Annotated in this window: 14 protein-coding genes and 2 tRNA genes; 6 read left to right on the forward strand and 10 right to left on the reverse strand. The window is 70.6% G+C overall.

Annotated elements, in window-relative coordinates:
- Positions 1 to 114: 114 nt before the first annotated feature.
- The 3 genes from hisN to ACZ4AA_RS05010 all read left to right on the forward strand — a co-directional run bounded on the left by hisN (position 115) and on the right by ACZ4AA_RS05010 (position 2,179).
- On the forward strand, positions 115 to 915 hold the full coding sequence (hisN, locus tag ACZ4AA_RS05000) for a histidinol-phosphatase (RefSeq protein WP_467595486.1): 801 nt from the start codon (positions 115 to 117) through the stop codon (positions 913 to 915).
- 297 nt (positions 916 to 1,212) lie between these two features.
- Positions 1,213 to 1,605 carry a CBS domain-containing protein gene (locus ACZ4AA_RS05005; RefSeq protein WP_326785618.1) on the forward strand — a complete coding sequence of 131 codons (393 nt, stop codon included), beginning with the start codon at positions 1,213 to 1,215 and terminating at the stop codon, positions 1,603 to 1,605.
- 151 nt (positions 1,606 to 1,756) lie between these two features.
- Positions 1,757 to 2,179 carry a Fur family transcriptional regulator gene (locus ACZ4AA_RS05010; protein ID WP_467595489.1) on the forward strand — a complete coding sequence of 141 codons (423 nt, stop codon included), beginning with the start codon at positions 1,757 to 1,759 and terminating at the stop codon, positions 2,177 to 2,179.
- Between the two features lie 119 nt (positions 2,180 to 2,298).
- Here ACZ4AA_RS05010 and ACZ4AA_RS05015 read toward each other — a convergent pair.
- The 4 genes from ACZ4AA_RS05015 to ACZ4AA_RS05030 all read right to left on the reverse strand — a co-directional run bounded on the left by ACZ4AA_RS05015 (position 2,299) and on the right by ACZ4AA_RS05030 (position 7,628).
- Positions 2,299 to 2,372, reverse strand: a tRNA-Met gene (locus tag ACZ4AA_RS05015).
- 86 nt (positions 2,373 to 2,458) lie between these two features.
- Complete coding sequence (locus tag ACZ4AA_RS05020) at positions 2,459 to 4,309, reverse strand: tetratricopeptide repeat protein (RefSeq protein WP_467595491.1); 1,851 nt, start codon at positions 4,307 to 4,309, stop codon at positions 2,459 to 2,461.
- Positions 4,310 to 4,535: 226 nt separating this feature from the next.
- Positions 4,536 to 4,609 (reverse strand) — tRNA-Met (locus ACZ4AA_RS05025).
- A gap of 43 nt (positions 4,610 to 4,652) precedes the next feature.
- Positions 4,653 to 7,628 (reverse strand): UPF0182 family membrane protein, encoded by a 2,976-nt coding sequence (locus tag ACZ4AA_RS05030; RefSeq protein ID WP_467597040.1) that lies wholly within the window; start codon positions 7,626 to 7,628, stop codon positions 4,653 to 4,655.
- Between the two features lie 165 nt (positions 7,629 to 7,793).
- Between ACZ4AA_RS05030 and ACZ4AA_RS05035 the strand changes: the two genes are divergently transcribed.
- A complete protein-coding gene (locus ACZ4AA_RS05035; protein WP_467595494.1) occupies positions 7,794 to 8,336 on the forward strand; it encodes a PPA1309 family protein in 543 nt (180 codons plus the stop codon).
- A gap of 104 nt (positions 8,337 to 8,440) precedes the next feature.
- On the opposite strand, the gene ACZ4AA_RS05040 is transcribed toward ACZ4AA_RS05035, so the two are convergent.
- The 4 genes from ACZ4AA_RS05040 to ACZ4AA_RS05055 form a co-directional block, all read right to left on the reverse strand.
- Positions 8,441 to 9,538 (reverse strand): YlbL family protein, encoded by a 1,098-nt coding sequence (locus tag ACZ4AA_RS05040; RefSeq protein ID WP_467595497.1) that lies wholly within the window; start codon positions 9,536 to 9,538, stop codon positions 8,441 to 8,443.
- Between the two features lie 205 nt (positions 9,539 to 9,743).
- On the reverse strand, positions 9,744 to 9,926 hold the full coding sequence (locus ACZ4AA_RS05045) for a hypothetical protein (protein WP_467595499.1): 183 nt from the start codon (positions 9,924 to 9,926) through the stop codon (positions 9,744 to 9,746).
- 180 nt (positions 9,927 to 10,106) lie between these two features.
- Positions 10,107 to 10,568 carry a molybdenum cofactor biosynthesis protein MoaE gene (locus tag ACZ4AA_RS05050; RefSeq protein ID WP_467595502.1) on the reverse strand — a complete coding sequence of 154 codons (462 nt, stop codon included), beginning with the start codon at positions 10,566 to 10,568 and terminating at the stop codon, positions 10,107 to 10,109.
- A gap of 282 nt (positions 10,569 to 10,850) precedes the next feature.
- Positions 10,851 to 11,966 carry an SDR family oxidoreductase gene (locus ACZ4AA_RS05055; RefSeq protein WP_467595505.1) on the reverse strand — a complete coding sequence of 372 codons (1,116 nt, stop codon included), beginning with the start codon at positions 11,964 to 11,966 and terminating at the stop codon, positions 10,851 to 10,853.
- Between the two features lie 190 nt (positions 11,967 to 12,156).
- Between ACZ4AA_RS05055 and ACZ4AA_RS05060 the strand changes: the two genes are divergently transcribed.
- Both ACZ4AA_RS05060 and ACZ4AA_RS05065 read left to right on the forward strand, forming a co-directional pair.
- Positions 12,157 to 13,596 carry a zinc-dependent metalloprotease gene (locus ACZ4AA_RS05060; RefSeq protein WP_467595508.1) on the forward strand — a complete coding sequence of 480 codons (1,440 nt, stop codon included), beginning with the start codon at positions 12,157 to 12,159 and terminating at the stop codon, positions 13,594 to 13,596.
- Positions 13,593 to 14,114, forward strand: coding sequence for an NUDIX hydrolase (locus ACZ4AA_RS05065; protein ID WP_467595511.1), 522 nt, complete (start codon positions 13,593 to 13,595; stop codon positions 14,112 to 14,114). The genes ACZ4AA_RS05060 and ACZ4AA_RS05065 overlap by 4 nt, the downstream gene beginning before the upstream one ends.
- Before the next feature lie 127 nt (positions 14,115 to 14,241).
- Here ACZ4AA_RS05065 and ACZ4AA_RS05070 read toward each other — a convergent pair whose 3' ends face one another.
- Both ACZ4AA_RS05070 and ACZ4AA_RS05075 read right to left on the reverse strand, forming a co-directional pair.
- Complete coding sequence (locus ACZ4AA_RS05070) at positions 14,242 to 14,997, reverse strand: AIM24 family protein (protein ID WP_467595514.1); 756 nt, start codon at positions 14,995 to 14,997, stop codon at positions 14,242 to 14,244.
- Positions 14,998 to 15,011: 14 nt separating this feature from the next.
- A complete protein-coding gene (locus ACZ4AA_RS05075) occupies positions 15,012 to 15,692 on the reverse strand; it encodes an AIM24 family protein (RefSeq protein ID WP_467595516.1) in 681 nt (226 codons plus the stop codon).
- Between the last annotated feature and the right edge of the window lie 2 nt (positions 15,693 to 15,694).

Raw genomic sequence — 15,694 nt, forward strand, 5'->3', positions numbered from 1 at the left:
GACCGGACATGGGTCCGGGGCCGGTTCCCCGTGGGCTCGGTCGGCGCGTCCGGTCCGGCGATCACCCGCGATGCTGTGTAGCCCCGTCCCGACACGGGCAGATACGGTTCACCCATGCCCGACTACCGCGATGACCTGCGCCTCGCCCATGTCCTGGCGGACGCCGCCGACGCCGCGACGATGGACCGCTTCAAGGCGCTCGACCTGAAGGTCGAGACGAAGCCGGACATGACGCCGGTGAGCGAGGCGGACAAGGCCGCCGAGGAACTCATCCGCGGCCATCTCCAGCGGGCCAGGCCGCGCGACGCGGTCCTCGGCGAGGAGTACGGCATCGAGGGCACGGGCCCGCGCCGCTGGGTCGTCGACCCGATCGACGGCACCAAGAACTACGTCCGCGGTGTGCCCGTGTGGGCCACGCTGATCTCCCTGATGGAGGCGGGCGAGGGCGGCTACCAGCCGGTCGTCGGCGTCGTCTCCGCGCCCGCGCTGGGCCGTCGCTGGTGGGCGGCGAAGGGACACGGCGCGTTCACCGGCCGCAGCCTGTCCTCCGCGACCCGGCTGCGGGTGTCCAGCGTCTCCCGGATGGCCGACGCGTCCTTCGCGTACTCCTCGCTGTCCGGCTGGGAGGACCAGGGACGTCTGGACGGCTTCCTCGACCTGACGAAGGCGGTCTGGCGCACCCGTGGGTACGGCGACTTCTGGCCGTACATGATGGTCGCCGAGGGCTCGGTCGACATCTGCGCCGAACCCGAGCTGTCGCTCTGGGACATGGCGGCGAACGCGATCATCGTGACCGAGGCGGGCGGCACGTTCACCGGCCTCGACGGGCGCCCGGGCCCGCACAGCGGCAACGCGGCCGCGTCGAACGGCCTGTTGCACGACGAGATGCTGGGCTACCTGAACCAGCGCTACTGAACGGGCGCGCGACAGCCGTGAGGTGACGGCGACTCACCCGGCGGTCGCCCGCCGCGGGCCGCCGGGAGCCTCTCCCGCGGGCGGTGCCCCCGGGGCGCCTGAGCGGCCCTGCCGGACCCCGGGACTGCTGAGCAACCCCCGGGCGCCCCCGAACTCACGGCACGCGCCCTCTTGTTGACCCTCTCTTTAACTGCGACCCTGAGAGCTCCCCCACTTGTGAACTTGTGAACCATTTCTCTTCGCGCTCCCTGGAGGAGCCGGGGAGCGGACGGTTCACCGAGGAGGTGGCTCCAGCCCATGCTCGTCCGCGACGCCATGAGCACGGTGGTCCTGACCATCGGCCCGGCACACACCCTCCGCCAGTCCGCCCGCCTGATGTCCGCGCGCCGCGTCGGCGCGGCGGTGGTCCTCGACGAGGACTCCTCCGGCCTCGGCATCCTCACCGAGCGCGACATCCTCAACTCCCTCGCCCACGGCCAGAACCCGGACTCGGAGACCGCAGGCAGCCACACCACGACCGACGTCGTGTTCGCGGCACCCACCTGGACCCTGGAGGAGGCGGCGGCCGCGATGTCGCACGGCGGCTTCCGGCATCTGATCGTGCTCGACGGCAGCGGCCCGGTCGGCATCGTGTCGGTCCGCGACATCATCCGCTGCTGGGCGCCCGCCCGGCAGCAGGTACCCGCCTGAGCCCACGCGCGGGACCCAAGTGAGCCCACCGCGCGGGGCCGGCCCGAGCCCGGATTCGGGCCGGCCCCGTGCTGGATCGTGTCCAAGTAACGATCAACTCTAAAGTCACACACATTCGGGATCTGGTTCACCTGCTGTTAGGCTGACCTGTATGAGTGACCTGTTGGAACGACTGCGCGGACGTGGATGGCGGATGACCGCGCAGCGACGTGTCGTGGCCGAGGTCCTCGACGGCGACCACGTCCATCTGACGGCCGACGAGGTGCATGCCCGCGCCGTGGCCAAGCTGCCCGAGATCTCCCGGGCGACGGTCTACAACACGCTGGGTGAGCTGGTCTCGCTCGGCGAGGTGCTGGAAGTCGCCACGGACAAGCGCGCCAAGCGGTACGACCCGAACGCGCACCGCCCGCACCAGCATCTGGTCTGCGCCCGGTGCGGCGCGATCCGCGACGTCCACCCGATCGGCAACCCGCTCGGCGACCTCCCGGACTCGGAGCGCTTCGGCTTCACCGTCTCGAACGTCGAGGTGACCTACCGGGGCGTCTGCCCGGACTGCGCGGCCATGGCGGCGTAGGGGCACGCGAACGCGTGGTTCGTGGATGGTCGTTCGCTGTTCGCGGCTGCGTTTCCGCGTCAAGACCGCAAACGCACCGAGGGCCGGAACCCTTTCGGATTCCGGCCCTCGGCCTTCAGTAGCGGGGACAGGATTTGAACCTGCGACCTCTGGGTTATGAGCCCAGCGAGCTACCGAGCTGCTCCACCCCGCGTCGATGAACTGAACAGTACGTCAAGAGCGTGGCGTGCGCAAATCCCTTGGCGCAAGCCCTCGGGGCACCCCCGGGGACCCGGCTCCTCACGCGGACAGCTCCTCCCGCAACGCGTCCCGCAGCCGCGCCGCCCGCTCGGAGACCTCCGCCGGCCCCAGCGACACCGCCCGGTCGGCCCACCGCTGGCCCTCCGCGAGCTCCCCGCGCCGCGCGTACACGAGCGCCAGCCGCAGCGCCGCCCGCCCGTGGCCCGCGTCGGCCGCGCGGGTCCACCACAGCGCCGCCTCGGGCTCGCTCCCCTCGCGGGCCAGCAGCAGCCCGAGGTTGAAGGCGCCGTTGCGCGACCCCGCCTCGGCGGCCTCGCGGTACCAGCGTGCCGCCTCCACCACGTCACCCCGCGCCGCGGCCAGCATCCCGACCCGCACCTGCGCACGCCGGTGCCCCTGGGACGCGGCCCGCTCGTACCACTCCTCGCACTCGCTCTTCTCCTGCGCGGGCTCCCCGAGTTCATGGGCGGGCGCCGGGGGCCGCCGGGCGTCGAGCACGGCGGCGAGCCGGTAGGCGGCCTCGGCGCTGCCCCCACCCGCGGCGCACCGCAGATGGCGCTCGGCCTCCGGCTCGTCACCCTCCCGCAGCCGCGCGATGCCCACCTGGAGCGCCGCCTCCGTGTGCCCGGCGGCGGCCGCGCGCTCGTACCACCGCAGCGCCGCGGCCTCGTCGCCCTCGGTGGCGCGTCCGGCGTGCAGGATGCCGAGGTTGAACGCGGCGTCCACGCTCCCGGCCTCCGCGGCCTTGGAGAACCACGGCTCGGCTCCGGCGGCGTCGCCGACCTGGAGCAGCAGGATGGCCAGGGCGTTGGCGGCCTCGCGGTGACCGGCGTACGCGGCCCTGCGGTACCACTGCTCGGCCTGCGCGGTCCGCCCCTGCTCGGCACAGAGCAGTCCGAGGTTGTACGCGCCGTTCACATCGCCCGCGTCCATCGCGGCCCGGTACCACCGCTCGGCGGTCTGGGGCTCGCCCCGCTCGGCGTGCAGGGCGCCCAGCGCGTTGGCAGCGTTGCCGTCCCCGTCCTGAGCTGCCCGCAGCCACCAGACGGCGGCGCTGTCGGGGTCCCCGGCGTCGCGCAGCAGGAACCCGAGGGCGCACGCGGCCCGCGCCTCACCGTCCTTGGCGGACGTCAGATACCAGCGCCCGGCCTCCTTGAGGTCCCCGCGCTTCTCCAGGATCGCCCCGAGATGCAGCGCGGCCCGTCGGTGCCCACGGGCGGCGGCCTGCCGGTACCACTGCTCGGCGGCCTGTCCGGCGGCGCCGATGACACCGTTGTCGCCCACGGCTTCGCCCGAGTCCAGGGCCTTGCGGTCGAGCGTGCGCGCCAGCCGGTAGGCGGCCTCGCGGTGCCCTCGCTCCGCGGCGGCCCGCATCCACTGCTCGGCACCCACGTCGCTACGATGCTCCAGCAGATCGGCGAGGGCGTACGCCCCCAGCGCGTGACCCTGCTCGGCGGACTGGCGCAGCCAGTACTCGGCGGCGGGCTCGTCACCGCGCTCGCGGTGGTGCCGGCCGAGCGCGTGGGCGGCGGCAGCGCTGCCGGCCACGGCGGCGATCCGCCACCATCCGGCGGCTTCGTCGGCGTATCCGCGCTGGTAGAGGAGGACACCCAGATTGTTGGCGGCGGCACGGTCACCGGCCGCGGTGGCGACGCGCAACTGCGGTTCGGCCGCGTCGAGATCGCCGCGGCGCAGCAGCATGGCCCCGAGGACGCTCATCGCCTCGACGTCGCCGGCCTCCGCGGCCGACCACTGGCGCGCCTCCTCGGCAGCCTCGCCGGTCTCGTCCCGGTCGGAGGACTGTGTGAGATCCGCAGGCTGCTCGAACTCGGCAGACTGCGCAAACCGCCCTGTATCCAACAGAGTTGCCTTGTCCCCCATAACGTCCATCGTCGCACCACCTGCTACCTGGGTACACCTGGTATACCGCAGCCAGTGAGGTCACTTCAGCGTTTTGTCGACATGCCCACAGAGAGACAAGTCAAACACAGAACGCCCAACTCCCCCCGCATGTCGCGGCACTTCATGCGACGGGCCAGGTCACCGGCGCACCCCGGCGTGGCGTCACACGTCGAAGGCCCGGATCCATGAACTGGATCCGGGCCTTCGACTTCAGTAGCGGGGACAGGATTTGAACCTGCGACCTCTGGGTTATGAGCCCAGCGAGCTACCGAGCTGCTCCACCCCGCGCCGTTGTGTCTCAACCGTACCACGGCGCGGGAGGAGCTCCTGATCAGCCGCTTCCCGAGCCCTTCGAGCCGCTGGAGCTCGGGCTCGGACCGGGACTCGCGCTCGAAGTGCCGCTCTTGCCCGCGCTCTTGTCGCTCGTCCCGCCCGCTCCGGAACCGCCGGCGGGCTTGGCCGCCTTGGCCTGCGCGTCCTCGGCCCGCTTGAGCGCGTCCTCCAGGTTCTTCTGCGCCTCGCCGTACGCCTTCCAGTCACCCTTCTTGAGGGCTTCCTGGCCCTGGTCGAAGGCCTTCTGGGCGTCGTCGAGCGCGGCCTGGACCGTCGGGTTGCCCGACGTGGGCGGCTTGGTGGTGCTCTCGTCCGGCGGCTGGGTCGAACTCTCCGCCCCGAAGACCTTGTTGAGCGCCTGGCCCAGGGTGTCCTCGAAGGCGGTGCTGCCTCCGTAGGTCACCAACACCTTGCGCAGCAGCGGGTACTTGAGGTCACCGCCGCGGACGTACACCGGTTCCACGTAGAGCAGTCCGCCGTCGAGCGGCACGGTCAGCAGGTTGCCGTACTCGACCTCCGAGTCGCCGCCTCTGAGGAGTCTGATGGACTCGGCGATGGACGGCTCGGAGTTGAACTGGCTCTGCACCCGCTTGGGTCCGTCGACGGTTCTGCCGGTCGGCAGTTTCAGAATGCTGATCTTGCCGTAACCGGGCGTCCCCGCCTCGGCGTTGACCGACACGAACGCGCTCAGGTTGTCCCGTCCGTTGGGTGTCATCGTCGTCGTCAGCGAGAACGCCTGCGACGACTCCCCCGGCAGTTTCATGCTCAGGTAGTACGGCGGCACGGCGCTGCCCGACTTGTTCGTCGGGTCGTCCGGGACCTGCCACACCTCGCTGCCGCTCAGGAACGTCTGGGCGTCCTTCACGTGGTAGCGGGTGAGGAGTTCGCGCTGGACCTTGAACAGGTCCTGCGGGTACCGCAGATGGGCCATCAGCTCGGGCGAGATCGACGCGCGCGGCTGCACCGTGTCGGGGAACGCCTTCATCCAGGTCTTCAGGACCGGGTCCTCGGCGTCCCACTGGTAGAGCTTGACCGCGCCGGTGTACGCGTCCACGGTCGCCTTCACCGAGTTGCGGATGTAGTTGACCTGGTTCTGCTGGGCCACCACAGCGCGCTGGTTGTTGGCCGCCGTCAGCGAGTCCGCCGTGGTGTCACCGAGCGTGGTACGCGAGGCGTACGGATAGCCGTTGGTGGTGGTGTACGCGTCGACGATCCACTGGATCTTCCCGTCGACGACCGCCGGGTAGGCGTCGCCGTCGATGGTCAGCCAGGGGGCCACCGCCTCGACCCGCTCCTTGGGCGTGCGGTTGTACAGGATCCGCGAACCCTCGCCGATGGCGCCCGAGTACAGGATCTGCGGTTCGCCGAACGCCACCGCGTACGCGGCCCGGTTGACCGGACTCGCGAGGCTGACCCCGCTCTTGCCCTTGTAGCTGGTGGTCTTCTCGCCGCTGTCGTCGGAGTAGTCGATCTCCTTCTGGGGACCGCCGACGATCGAGTACTGGGTGGTCTTCTCGCCGTAGTAGACCTGCTGCTCGTACGAGCCGAGGTCGCCCTTGGACGGCAGGTTGTACTCCGTGAAGACCGGGCGGCCCTCGTTGTCGGCCGTGGTGCCCTTGGCCGCGACGATGCCGTAGCCGTGGGTGTACCGGAAGTGGTCGTTGATCCAGTTGTTCTTCGGGATGCCCGCGAGGTTCAGCTCGCGCAGACCGAGGACGGTGTCCTGCTCCTTGCCGTCCTTGCTGTACCGGTCGACGTCCAGGTTCGACGGGAAGCCGTAGTAGTTCCGCACCTGCTGGAGCTGCTGGAAGGTCGGCGACACGATGTTCGGGTCCATCAGCCGGATGCTGGCGACGGTGTCGGCGTCGTCACGCAGTTCGGCCTTGTCCTTGGTGTCGCTCGCCCCCGGGTAGTCCTGCACATCGGTGCCGGCGATCCCGTACGCCTCGCGGGTCGCCTTGAGGTTCTTCTCGACGTACGGGGCTTCCTTGGCCTGCTCGTTGGGCTCGACCTGGAACTTCTGGACTATCGCGGGGTACAGACCCCCGATGAGGACCGCCGAGAGCACCATGAGGCCGAAGCCGATCACCGGCAGCTGCCAGGTGCGGCGCCACAGCGTCGCGAAGAAGAGCAGCGCGCAGATGACCGCGATGCAGAACAGGATCGTCTTGGCGGGCAGATACGCGTTCGCGTCGACGTAGCGCAGGCCCGTCCAGTTGCCGGTCGCCTTGAAGTCGCTGGACTTCACCGCGAGTCCGTACCGGTCGAGCCAGTAGGCGACCGCCTTCAGGGCGACGAAGACACCGAGGAGCACCGAGAGGTGTCCGGTGGCCGCGGCCGTGGCGCGCGCTCCCGGGCTGGTGATCCGCAGTCCGCCGTACAGGTAGTGCGTGAGGGCGGCGGCGATCAGCGAGAGCACGGCGGCCGCGAAGCCGAAGCCGAGCAGGAAGCGGTACCAGGGCAGGTCGAAGGCGTAGAACGAGACGTCGAGGTGGAACTGGGGGTCCGTCTGGTGGAAGGGGACTCCGTTCACCCACATCAGCCACGTACGCCACTGGCCCGAGGCGGACGCGCCCGCGATCAGACCCACCAGGGACGTGATCGCGACCAGCAGCCAGCGCTTGTACGGCGCGATGCCCATGCGGTACCGGTCGAGGCTCTGCTGCTCCATCGACATGGCGCTCAGCGGCGGGCGCAGCCGGTGCGCCAGCCAGATGTTGAAGCCCACCGCGGCCGCCATCAGCAGACCGAAGACGAAGAAGAGCCCGATCTTGGTCCACAGTGTGGTGGTGAAGACCGACGAGTAGTGGACGGAGCGGTACCAGAGCCAGTCCGTCCAGAACCCCGCGAACATGACGAAGGCCATGGCCAGCACGGCCAGCACGCCCAGTGTCATGAGCAGGGTCCGGACACGCCGGGACGGCCGGCCCACTCTGATCCGTGACCCCGTCGGGCCTCCGCCGCGGTCCGGCATCTGGAAAGCCAAGGTGCGCACCTCGAAGTCGCATCGATTCCGTCAGGTCCCCATGTCGGTGGACCGTCAGCAAGGCTCTCCGTGATCGGGGAGCCTCATCTATGCAACTTACTCACGCTTTACTCGGTTCCCGATTCAGGTCACGAACGAGGCAGGATTGTGACCATGTCCAACACTCCCATGGCAGCGAGCCCCCTGACCCGGGCCGTACTCGAGATCGACGAGTACGCCTCCGGCCTCGGCTGGGACCAGCCCGCCCGCCTCTTCGCCCTCGTAGACACCGCACGGCTGCGTGCACAGGAACCCGGCCTCGCCGCTCAGCTCGGCCTGGAGAACGAGCAGCAGACCACCGCCCTCACCCCCATCGAGCAGGACGAGATCCCTGCCGGCAAGCCGCTGGACGAGTTCCTCGGCACCATCGCCTGGCCCGACGCGGTGGTCGGCTGCGCGCTCACCGTCGAGCGGCTGATGCTGCCGCCGTCCGCGGAGGCATCGGTCCCGGAAGGCCTCAGCGGCAAGAAGCTCACCCAGTGGGTCGCCGCGCACCCCGACCGCCAGGAGGTGCGGATGACGGTCGGCGTCCTGCGGAACGGCACCCGCGACTCGGCGGTGCGGCTGCGCGAGAAGGACGCGGCGACGGAGGTGCTGACGGGCGCGGGCCTCGTGCCGGGGCTCGCCGAGGCGCTGTCGGCGACGTTCGCGGACTGATCCGCGCGCGGACGTGTCAGGGGGCGCCCCGCGAATCGCGGAGCGCCCCCTGACACGGACGGGCGGTGTCCGTCACCCCTTGGAGGCGTGGACGGGCGGTGCCATCAGCCCTTGGTGGTGCACTGGGGCAGATCGGAGGTCCGGCCCGCGCTGATGTCCTTCAGGGCCTTCATCGCGTCGCCGATCGTGTCGACCTTGACGAGCCTGAGCCCGCCGGGAGTGTCCTTCGCGGCCTCGGCGCAGTTGTCCTTGGGCGTCAGGAAGTACTGGGCGCCCTTGTTGCGCGCGCCGACGGTCTTCATGTCGATGCCGCCGATCGGACCGACCTTGCCGTTGTCGTCGATGGTGCCGGTGCCGGCCACGAACTTGCCTCCGGTGAGGTTCCCCGGAGTGAGCTTGTCCACGATGCCGAGCGAGAACATCAGACCCGCGCTCGGGCCGCCGACGTCGGCGAGCTTGATGTCGATGGTGAACGGGAACGTGTGGTCCGTCCCGGCCGAGATCCCGACCACGGCACGGTCGGTGCCGCCGTCGTCGGACTTGGCCGTGGTGATCGTCACCTTCTTGGTCGCGCTCGCCGTGGTGTGCTCCTTCACGGCGGCGGCCTGCTCCTTGGCGGGCACGATCGTGAACACGACCTTCTCGCCTGGCTTGTGCTTGGTGACGAGCTTCGCGACGTCGTCGGGCGCCTTGACGACCGTGCCGTCGACGGCCTTGATGACGTCACCGGCGTGCAGCCGGCCCTCGGACGGGGAGCCCTTGACGACGGTGGAGACGATCACCCAGGACTTCACCGGGATGCCCAGCTCCTTCAGTGCGGACACCTTGGCGCTCTCCTGGGACTGGCTGAACTCCTCGGCGTTCTCCTGCGTCGACTGCTGCTCGGTCTTTCCGCCCGGGTAGAGCGTGTCGTGCGGCACGATCTTGCTGTCGTGCGCCAGCCATCCGTACACGGCCTCGACGAGGTTCATGTTGTAGTCGGCGCTCGTGACCCGGACCGTGGTCATGTTCAGATGACCGTTCGTCGGGTACGTCTTGCGGCCCGAGATCTGAAGCACCGGCTCGCCGTCGTGGTCACCCAGTGTGTTCACCGTGGGACCCGGCGACATCTCCGAGTACGGCACTTTGATGAACACTCCCGCGCACAGGAGCGCGATCAGGATCAGAGTGGAGGCGAGCATCGTCGCGGTGCGGCGTGGCATGGAACGACAGTACGGGACAGTGATGTAAGCGCACCGTCGGGGCCGTCCGTACGTGGTGGGTCCGGAGACCGCCCGAACGGCGCGAATGCCGTGTTCCGGGCGGTGATCCGAAGCGTTGCGTACGGCCGTGGGTCACCGGAGGCCGTACGCGGTCCGTCGAACGCCTGGGCGCATCGCGTCGGCGTGCGGGGACGGACCGGGTGCGTCAGACGTCGGAGTGCGACTTCTCCCGGACGTCGGTCCGTTCCATGGCCTCACGGAAGCGCGTGTATCCGGCGAGCTCGACACCGTCTCCCGCGGCCTTGCGATTCCGGCCGGCCCAACCGCCCCACAGACTGGCACCGATCGCGGCCATCAGCGGAATCAGCAACCAGGCAAGCGCCGCCATGTCGACCTCCCATCCCCATGAGCGACCTGACTGATCAGCAGATTTGACATCTGCACTGTTCAGCAGATTAACCATCCGCAGTGTCAACGCTCACGGCAGGGCCCGGGTTACGCAACCGGACGGTGGTGAGAAGTCGGTCAGCCCCGGGTAAGTCCCCGGCGCCCGGGGATCCGGCGGGTCTCAGCAGGCGCCGACCCATTCCTGCGTGCCGTCGGAGAACCGCTGGTGCTTCCAGATCGGCACCTCGTGCTTGAGGTCGTCGATGAGCATGCGGCAGGCCTCGAAGGCCTCGCCGCGGTGCGGGCACGACACGGCGACGATCACGGCCAGGTCCCCGACCCGCAGGTCACCGACCCGGTGCACGGCGGCCAGCGCCCGTACCGGATAGGCGGCGGCCACCTTCTCGGCGACACGGCGCATCTCCGCCTCGGCGGTGGGATGGGACGAGTACCCGAGCTCGTCGACGTCGGCGCCCGCGTCGTGATTGCGCACGCTCCCCACGAACAGCGCGGTCCCTCCGGCGGCGTCGTCCCCGACCGCTTTGAAGACCTCGTCCAGGGAGAGCGGTTCGTCGCGGATCGCGAGCAGCCGGATCGGATCCTGCGCGGCCCGCTCGCCGGGGTGGTCGTAGGTAGGTGCCATACCCCCCATCGTGCCGCACCCCGCGGAGTGCCTGGAATACGGCTTTCCCCCGGCACGCGCGCGTACCGCTTGGAGCCTCCTCCAGGACACCCGGGCGTGTCGTGGGGCGGGGCGCGGACGCGGACCACAGGGGCGGGCGCGTACGACGCCGTGGGGCGCGGGGGCGTGCGGCACAGGGGAGCGCGGAAACGCACGCGACGCCGAACGGGCGCGGCGCGGGTCCGGGCGGAACGCGCACGACGCCCTGCGGGGCGGGCGGGCCGCGGCGACGCCGCCCCGGTGTCAGAACCTCCGCCGGGCCTTCCGGGCCCGGCGGACCACCGCCGCCGCGCCCAGCAGGGCCACCGTCGCGCCCGCCGCGCCCGCCGCGGTCGCGTCCTTGCGGCCCAGTCGCCGGCCGGCCACCGTGTGCCGCCCCGCGACCTCCTCCAGCAGCTCCGCCAGGACCTCTTCGTTGGTCCAGCGCGGCCGCCATCCGGCGTCGTGCAGCCGGCTCCCGCTGACCACCCACGGATACATCGTGTAGGCGAGGTCCCCGGCGGGCGAAGGCGTCAGCCCGATCCGGTGCAGACGGGCGGCGGCACCCAGCGCGACCGCGGACGGCAGCTCCATCCGCCGGATCCCGCTCAGCTCCTCCACCTCCTCCTGCTCCAGCCAGCCGTCGCAGCCGACGGCCAGTTCGCCCTCGACCTTCTCGACGACGGCGTACTCCAGCGCGTCGCACAGATCCTCGACGTGGCAGAACTGCCAGGCCGGCCTGGACCCCGCCACCACCAGCAGCCGAGGAGACTCGAAATACCTGGTCAGCGCGGTGTCGGTGCCGCCGCCCACGAGCACCGCGGGCCGTACGACGGTCACGTTCAGCCCCGGGTGCGCCCGCGGCGCGCGGCGCGCGAGCCGCTCGATCTCCAGCAGGTCGCCGACGCCCGTCGCCTCGGCCGTGGCCCGCAGTTCCGCGTCCTCGGACAGGGGCAGCTCGTTGTCGGGCAGCGCTCCGTAGACCATCGCCGACGTGCACAGCACGACCCGGTGGACGCCGGCCGCCGCGGCCGCGGTGAGCACGGTCTGCGTCCCCCGGACGTTGTAGGCGGTCCGGGCCGCTCCGTCCGTCTCCAGATCCAGGTCCAGCGCCAGATGGACCACGACGTCCGCCCCGCGCAGTTTCTCGGCGATCGCCGGGTCCCGGACGTCGAGGATGTGCCACTGCGCCTCGGCGCACTCTCCGCGCCGCTCGTCGATGGCGACGACCTGCTTGATCCCCTCGCTGGCGGCCAGCCGCGCGGTGAGCAGCGCCCCCACACCGCCCGCGGCGCCGGTGACCGCGACGACGGGGCCGCGCGAGGCTGAGCTGGTTGAGTGGTTTCGCGCTGCGCGAACCTGCGGATCTGGGGAACTCACCGGGCGTCTCCAGCGGTTGTCTTCAGTAACGGGCGCGTGTGACGCGCCCCTACCAGGTGGCATCCATCCTGCCGCAGGCGACGAGTCGGCGAAGCACCGAGGCCCGATCGGGTTCAGGTGTCTACGCTGGGTGGTGTTGTGGGCAGCCGCCGTCGGAACGCACCGGCGGCCTTACCAGCCGAGGAATCCCGTGAGTGACACCCCATTCGGATTCGGCCTTCCGCCGGAGGAGCCGGACAACGGCGACGAGGGCAAGAAGAAGGACCAGCAGGGCGGCGGTGGTCAGGGACCGTTCGGTTTCGGGCCGCCCGGAGCCGGTGGCCCCGGAGCCGACAATCCGCTCGCAGCCATGTTCGGTTCGATGAACCCCAACGACCTGGGCGCCGCGTTCCAGCAGCTGGGGCAGATGCTCTCGTACGAGGGCGGACCGGTGAACTGGGACATGGCCAAGCAGATCGCCCGGCAGACGGTCGCCCAGGGCACCTCTGACGGCACCAAGGACGCGAGCGTCGGTCCCGCCGAGCGGCTCGCCGTCGAGGAGGCCGTCCGTCTGGCCGATCTGTGGCTGGACGACGCGACGTCCCTGCCGTCCGGCGCGGCCTCCGCGCTGGCCTGGAGCCGGGCGGAGTGGGTCGAGGCGACCCTGCCCGTGTGGAAGGAGCTCGTCGACCCGGTCGCCGAGCGGGTCGGCGCGGCCATGGGCGATGTGCTGCCCGAGGAGATGCAGGCCATGGCGGGCCCGCTGATCGGCATGATGCGCTCCATGGGCGGCGCCATGTTCGGCACGCAGATCGGCCAGGCCGTCGGCGTGCTCGCGGGCGAGGTCGTCGGCTCGACCGACATCGGTCTGCCGCTCGGCCCGGTCGGCAAGGCCGCGCTGCTGCCGCTGAACATCGAGTCGTTCGGCAAGGACCTGAGCGTCCCCCAGGAGGAGGTGCGGCTCTATCTCGCCCTGCGCGAGGCCGCCCACCAGCGCCTGTTCGCCCACGTGCCGTGGCTGCGCTCGCACCTGTTCGGCGCCGTCGAGGGATACGCGCGCGGGATCAAGGTCGACACCGCGAAGCTGGAGGACGTGGTCGGCCAGTTCGACCCGCAGAACCCCGAGGAGCTCCAGCAGGCGCTCCAGCAGGGCATGTTCCAGCCGGAGGACACGCCGGAGCAGAAGGCCGCGCTGGCCCGTCTGGAGACGGCGCTCGCACTGGTCGAGGGCTGGGTGGACGCGGTCGTCCACTCGGCGGCCAAGCCGCGGCTCTCGTCGGCCGACGCGCTGCGCGAGACGCTGCGCCGCCGCCGTGCCACGGGCGGCCCAGCCGAACAGACGTTCGCCACCCTGATCGGTCTGGAGCTGCGCCCGCGCCGGCTGCGCGACGCCTCCCGGCTCTGGGCCTCGCTGACCGACGCGCGGGGCGTCGACGGCCGGGACGGCCTGTGGGCCCACCCGGACATGCTGCCGACGGCGTCCGACCTGGACGACCCCGACGGCTTCGTGCACCGCGAGCACATGGACTTCTCCGAGCTCGACAAGATGCTCGGCGAGGCCGCGAGCGGCACCGCGGAGCAGCCGGACCTGAAGAAGCACGACGACTCCGGTGACTCCGCGGACTCCGGCAAGGGCGACGGCGCCGAGTGAGCCTGCACGACGACGCGGTCCTCGTACTGAAGGCGTACGAGGGCCAGGAAGAGCTGCGCCAGGTCTATCTGGACCACCTGTCCGAGCACCCGGACGGAATGTGGAAGGCCTGCCACTCCGGGCATCTCACGGCGAGTGCCCTGGTGATCGACCCGTCACGCGGGCGCGTCCTGCTGACGCTGCACCGCAAGCTCCGGATGTGGCTCCAGATGGGCGGGCACTGCGAGCCGGGCGACGCGACCCTGACCGAGGCCGCCCTGCGCGAGGCGACGGAGGAGTCGGGCGTCGAAGGACTGACCCTGCTGCCCGGCGGCCCCGTGACGCTGGACCGGCACGCCATCCCGGCGCCGTGCCACTGGCATCTGGACGTCCAGTACGCGGCCCTCGCCCCGGCCCACGCCGTCGAGGCCATCAGCGACGAGTCCCTCGACCTGCGGTGGTTCACGTACGCCGAGGTCGCCGACGTGGCCGACGCATCGGTCGTACGCCTTCTGGAGGCGACCCTCGCCCGGCTGTGACCGCCGCGAGGGGCACCGACGTGTAAGGGGCGACCGCCCATGGCGGTCGCCCCTCACCTCTGCTCGGCGGACCGACGTACCCCGCGCCTCCGCTCAGGGGCCCGTCGTACTCCGTACGGCGGAACGGTCAGCTCCAGGCATTGCCCTGGTTCTGCGCGTGCACGCCCTGCTGGCCCATGCCGTACTGGGCGCGCAGTCCCTGGCCGATCACCGCGTTCTGCGGCGGCAGCAGTTCGCTCGGCTGCACGAGCGCGTAGCCGGTGCCCATGAAGCTGAGCTCCCAGCCCTCGCCGGTGTTGCCGCGGCGCCGCCACACTCCCGAGGAGTGGGTCTGGGCCTGCATCTGCACCCGCAGACCGGTGGACCAGGCGACGATCGCGTCGGCGTCGCAGTTGACGTACCGGTCCGGGGTGACCTGCATCATCAGCGGCGACCCGGAGGTCACCAGCGCGACCTTGCCGCGTCCCGTGATGTTGAGCTGGTACTTGCCGGAGCCGGAGATGCCGTACTGGCTGTCCACGGCGATGACCTCGTGGTGCAGCCCGGAGTCCATCGCCAGCACATAGGCGCTGTCGACGGTGAGGCCGTCCTGGTCGACGTCCAGGATGTGCACGTGCTGGCCGAGGTTGGCCAGGTAGACCGTGCCCTGCCCGTGGCAGCGCATCAGGTCGAGTCCCTCACCGGTGTACGCGCGCGCCCGGTGCTGGCTGCTGTTCTGGTACTCGGCGTCGAACTCGACGAGCCCCTGGTAGGCGACCATGGTGCCTTTGCGGGCCAGGATGTCGTCGTGGCCCTCCAGGACGACCCGCAGCATCTGCGCGTTCTGGAGGCTGTAGCGGTCCTGGGTCTGCTGCTCGTTGTAGCCGAAAAGCGGGCTCTGCATGATCCTGCTCCCCCTCAGCCCCGGACTCGGAGGCGGTCGGTGCTGTCCTCGCTGGGCTGGACGACGACGATGCCCTGCCCGGAGAACGCCATCTGGAACGCCTCGCCGCTGCCGCGTCCGATCAGCGACTGTGCCTTGAAGCTGCGCTTGCCCTTCACCTTGAGGTTCGGGGACCAGGCGACGAGCGCGTCGGGGTCGACGTACGTCTCGTCCTCACCGCCGCCGCAGTCGACGACGATCGGGTTGCCGCGAGAGGTCAGCGCGACCCAGCCCTGACCGGAGATCTTGGTGTTCCACAGACCCTGTCCGGCGAACTTGGCGAGCCCCTTGACCCGCTCGACACCCCAGGTGAGGTGGGCGTCGAAGGCGAGCAGATTGGTCGCGTTGACGGAGATCGCGTCGCCGTTGAGGTTGATGACGACGACGTTCGCCCCGTAGTCGGCGAGGTAGAGCAGACCGTCGCCGGAGCACTTCATGAGGGGCGCGCCCTCGCCGGTCATCCAGTCGCGGGCGATCTGGCGTACGGCGGGCGGGTTGGGCTCGTACTGCACGAACCCTTCGTAGGCGACCATCGACCCCACGCGCGCGAGGAGGTCGCTTCCGGTCTGCATGGCGACCTTCAGCATGTGACTGCCGTGGTTCTCCATGCGCGCGGTGACGGGTGCGGGGGCGAAGCCCGCGAGTGGCTGGTTCATGA

The sequence above is a fragment of the Streptomyces sp. NPDC024698 genome, from assembly GCF_055559015.1.

Coding starts and splice junctions, on each gene's coding strand:
- hisN (WP_467595486.1), top strand. CDS start 115: ATGCCCGACTACCGCGATGACCTGCGCCTCGCCCATGTCCTGGCGGAC.
- ACZ4AA_RS05005 (WP_326785618.1), top strand. CDS start 1,213: ATGCTCGTCCGCGACGCCATGAGCACGGTGGTCCTGACCATCGGCCCG.
- ACZ4AA_RS05010 (WP_467595489.1), top strand. CDS start 1,757: ATGAGTGACCTGTTGGAACGACTGCGCGGACGTGGATGGCGGATGACC.
- ACZ4AA_RS05020 (WP_467595491.1), bottom strand. CDS start 4,309: ATGGACGTTATGGGGGACAAGGCAACTCTGTTGGATACAGGGCGGTTT.
- ACZ4AA_RS05030 (WP_467597040.1), bottom strand. CDS start 7,628: ATGCCGGACCGCGGCGGAGGCCCGACGGGGTCACGGATCAGAGTGGGC.
- ACZ4AA_RS05035 (WP_467595494.1), top strand. CDS start 7,794: ATGTCCAACACTCCCATGGCAGCGAGCCCCCTGACCCGGGCCGTACTC.
- ACZ4AA_RS05040 (WP_467595497.1), bottom strand. CDS start 9,538: ATGCCACGCCGCACCGCGACGATGCTCGCCTCCACTCTGATCCTGATC.
- ACZ4AA_RS05045 (WP_467595499.1), bottom strand. CDS start 9,926: ATGGCGGCGCTTGCCTGGTTGCTGATTCCGCTGATGGCCGCGATCGGT.
- ACZ4AA_RS05050 (WP_467595502.1), bottom strand. CDS start 10,568: ATGGCACCTACCTACGACCACCCCGGCGAGCGGGCCGCGCAGGATCCG.
- ACZ4AA_RS05070 (WP_467595514.1), bottom strand. CDS start 14,997: ATGCAGAGCCCGCTTTTCGGCTACAACGAGCAGCAGACCCAGGACCGC.
- ACZ4AA_RS05075 (WP_467595516.1), bottom strand. CDS start 15,692: ATGAACCAGCCACTCGCGGGCTTCGCCCCCGCACCCGTCACCGCGCGC.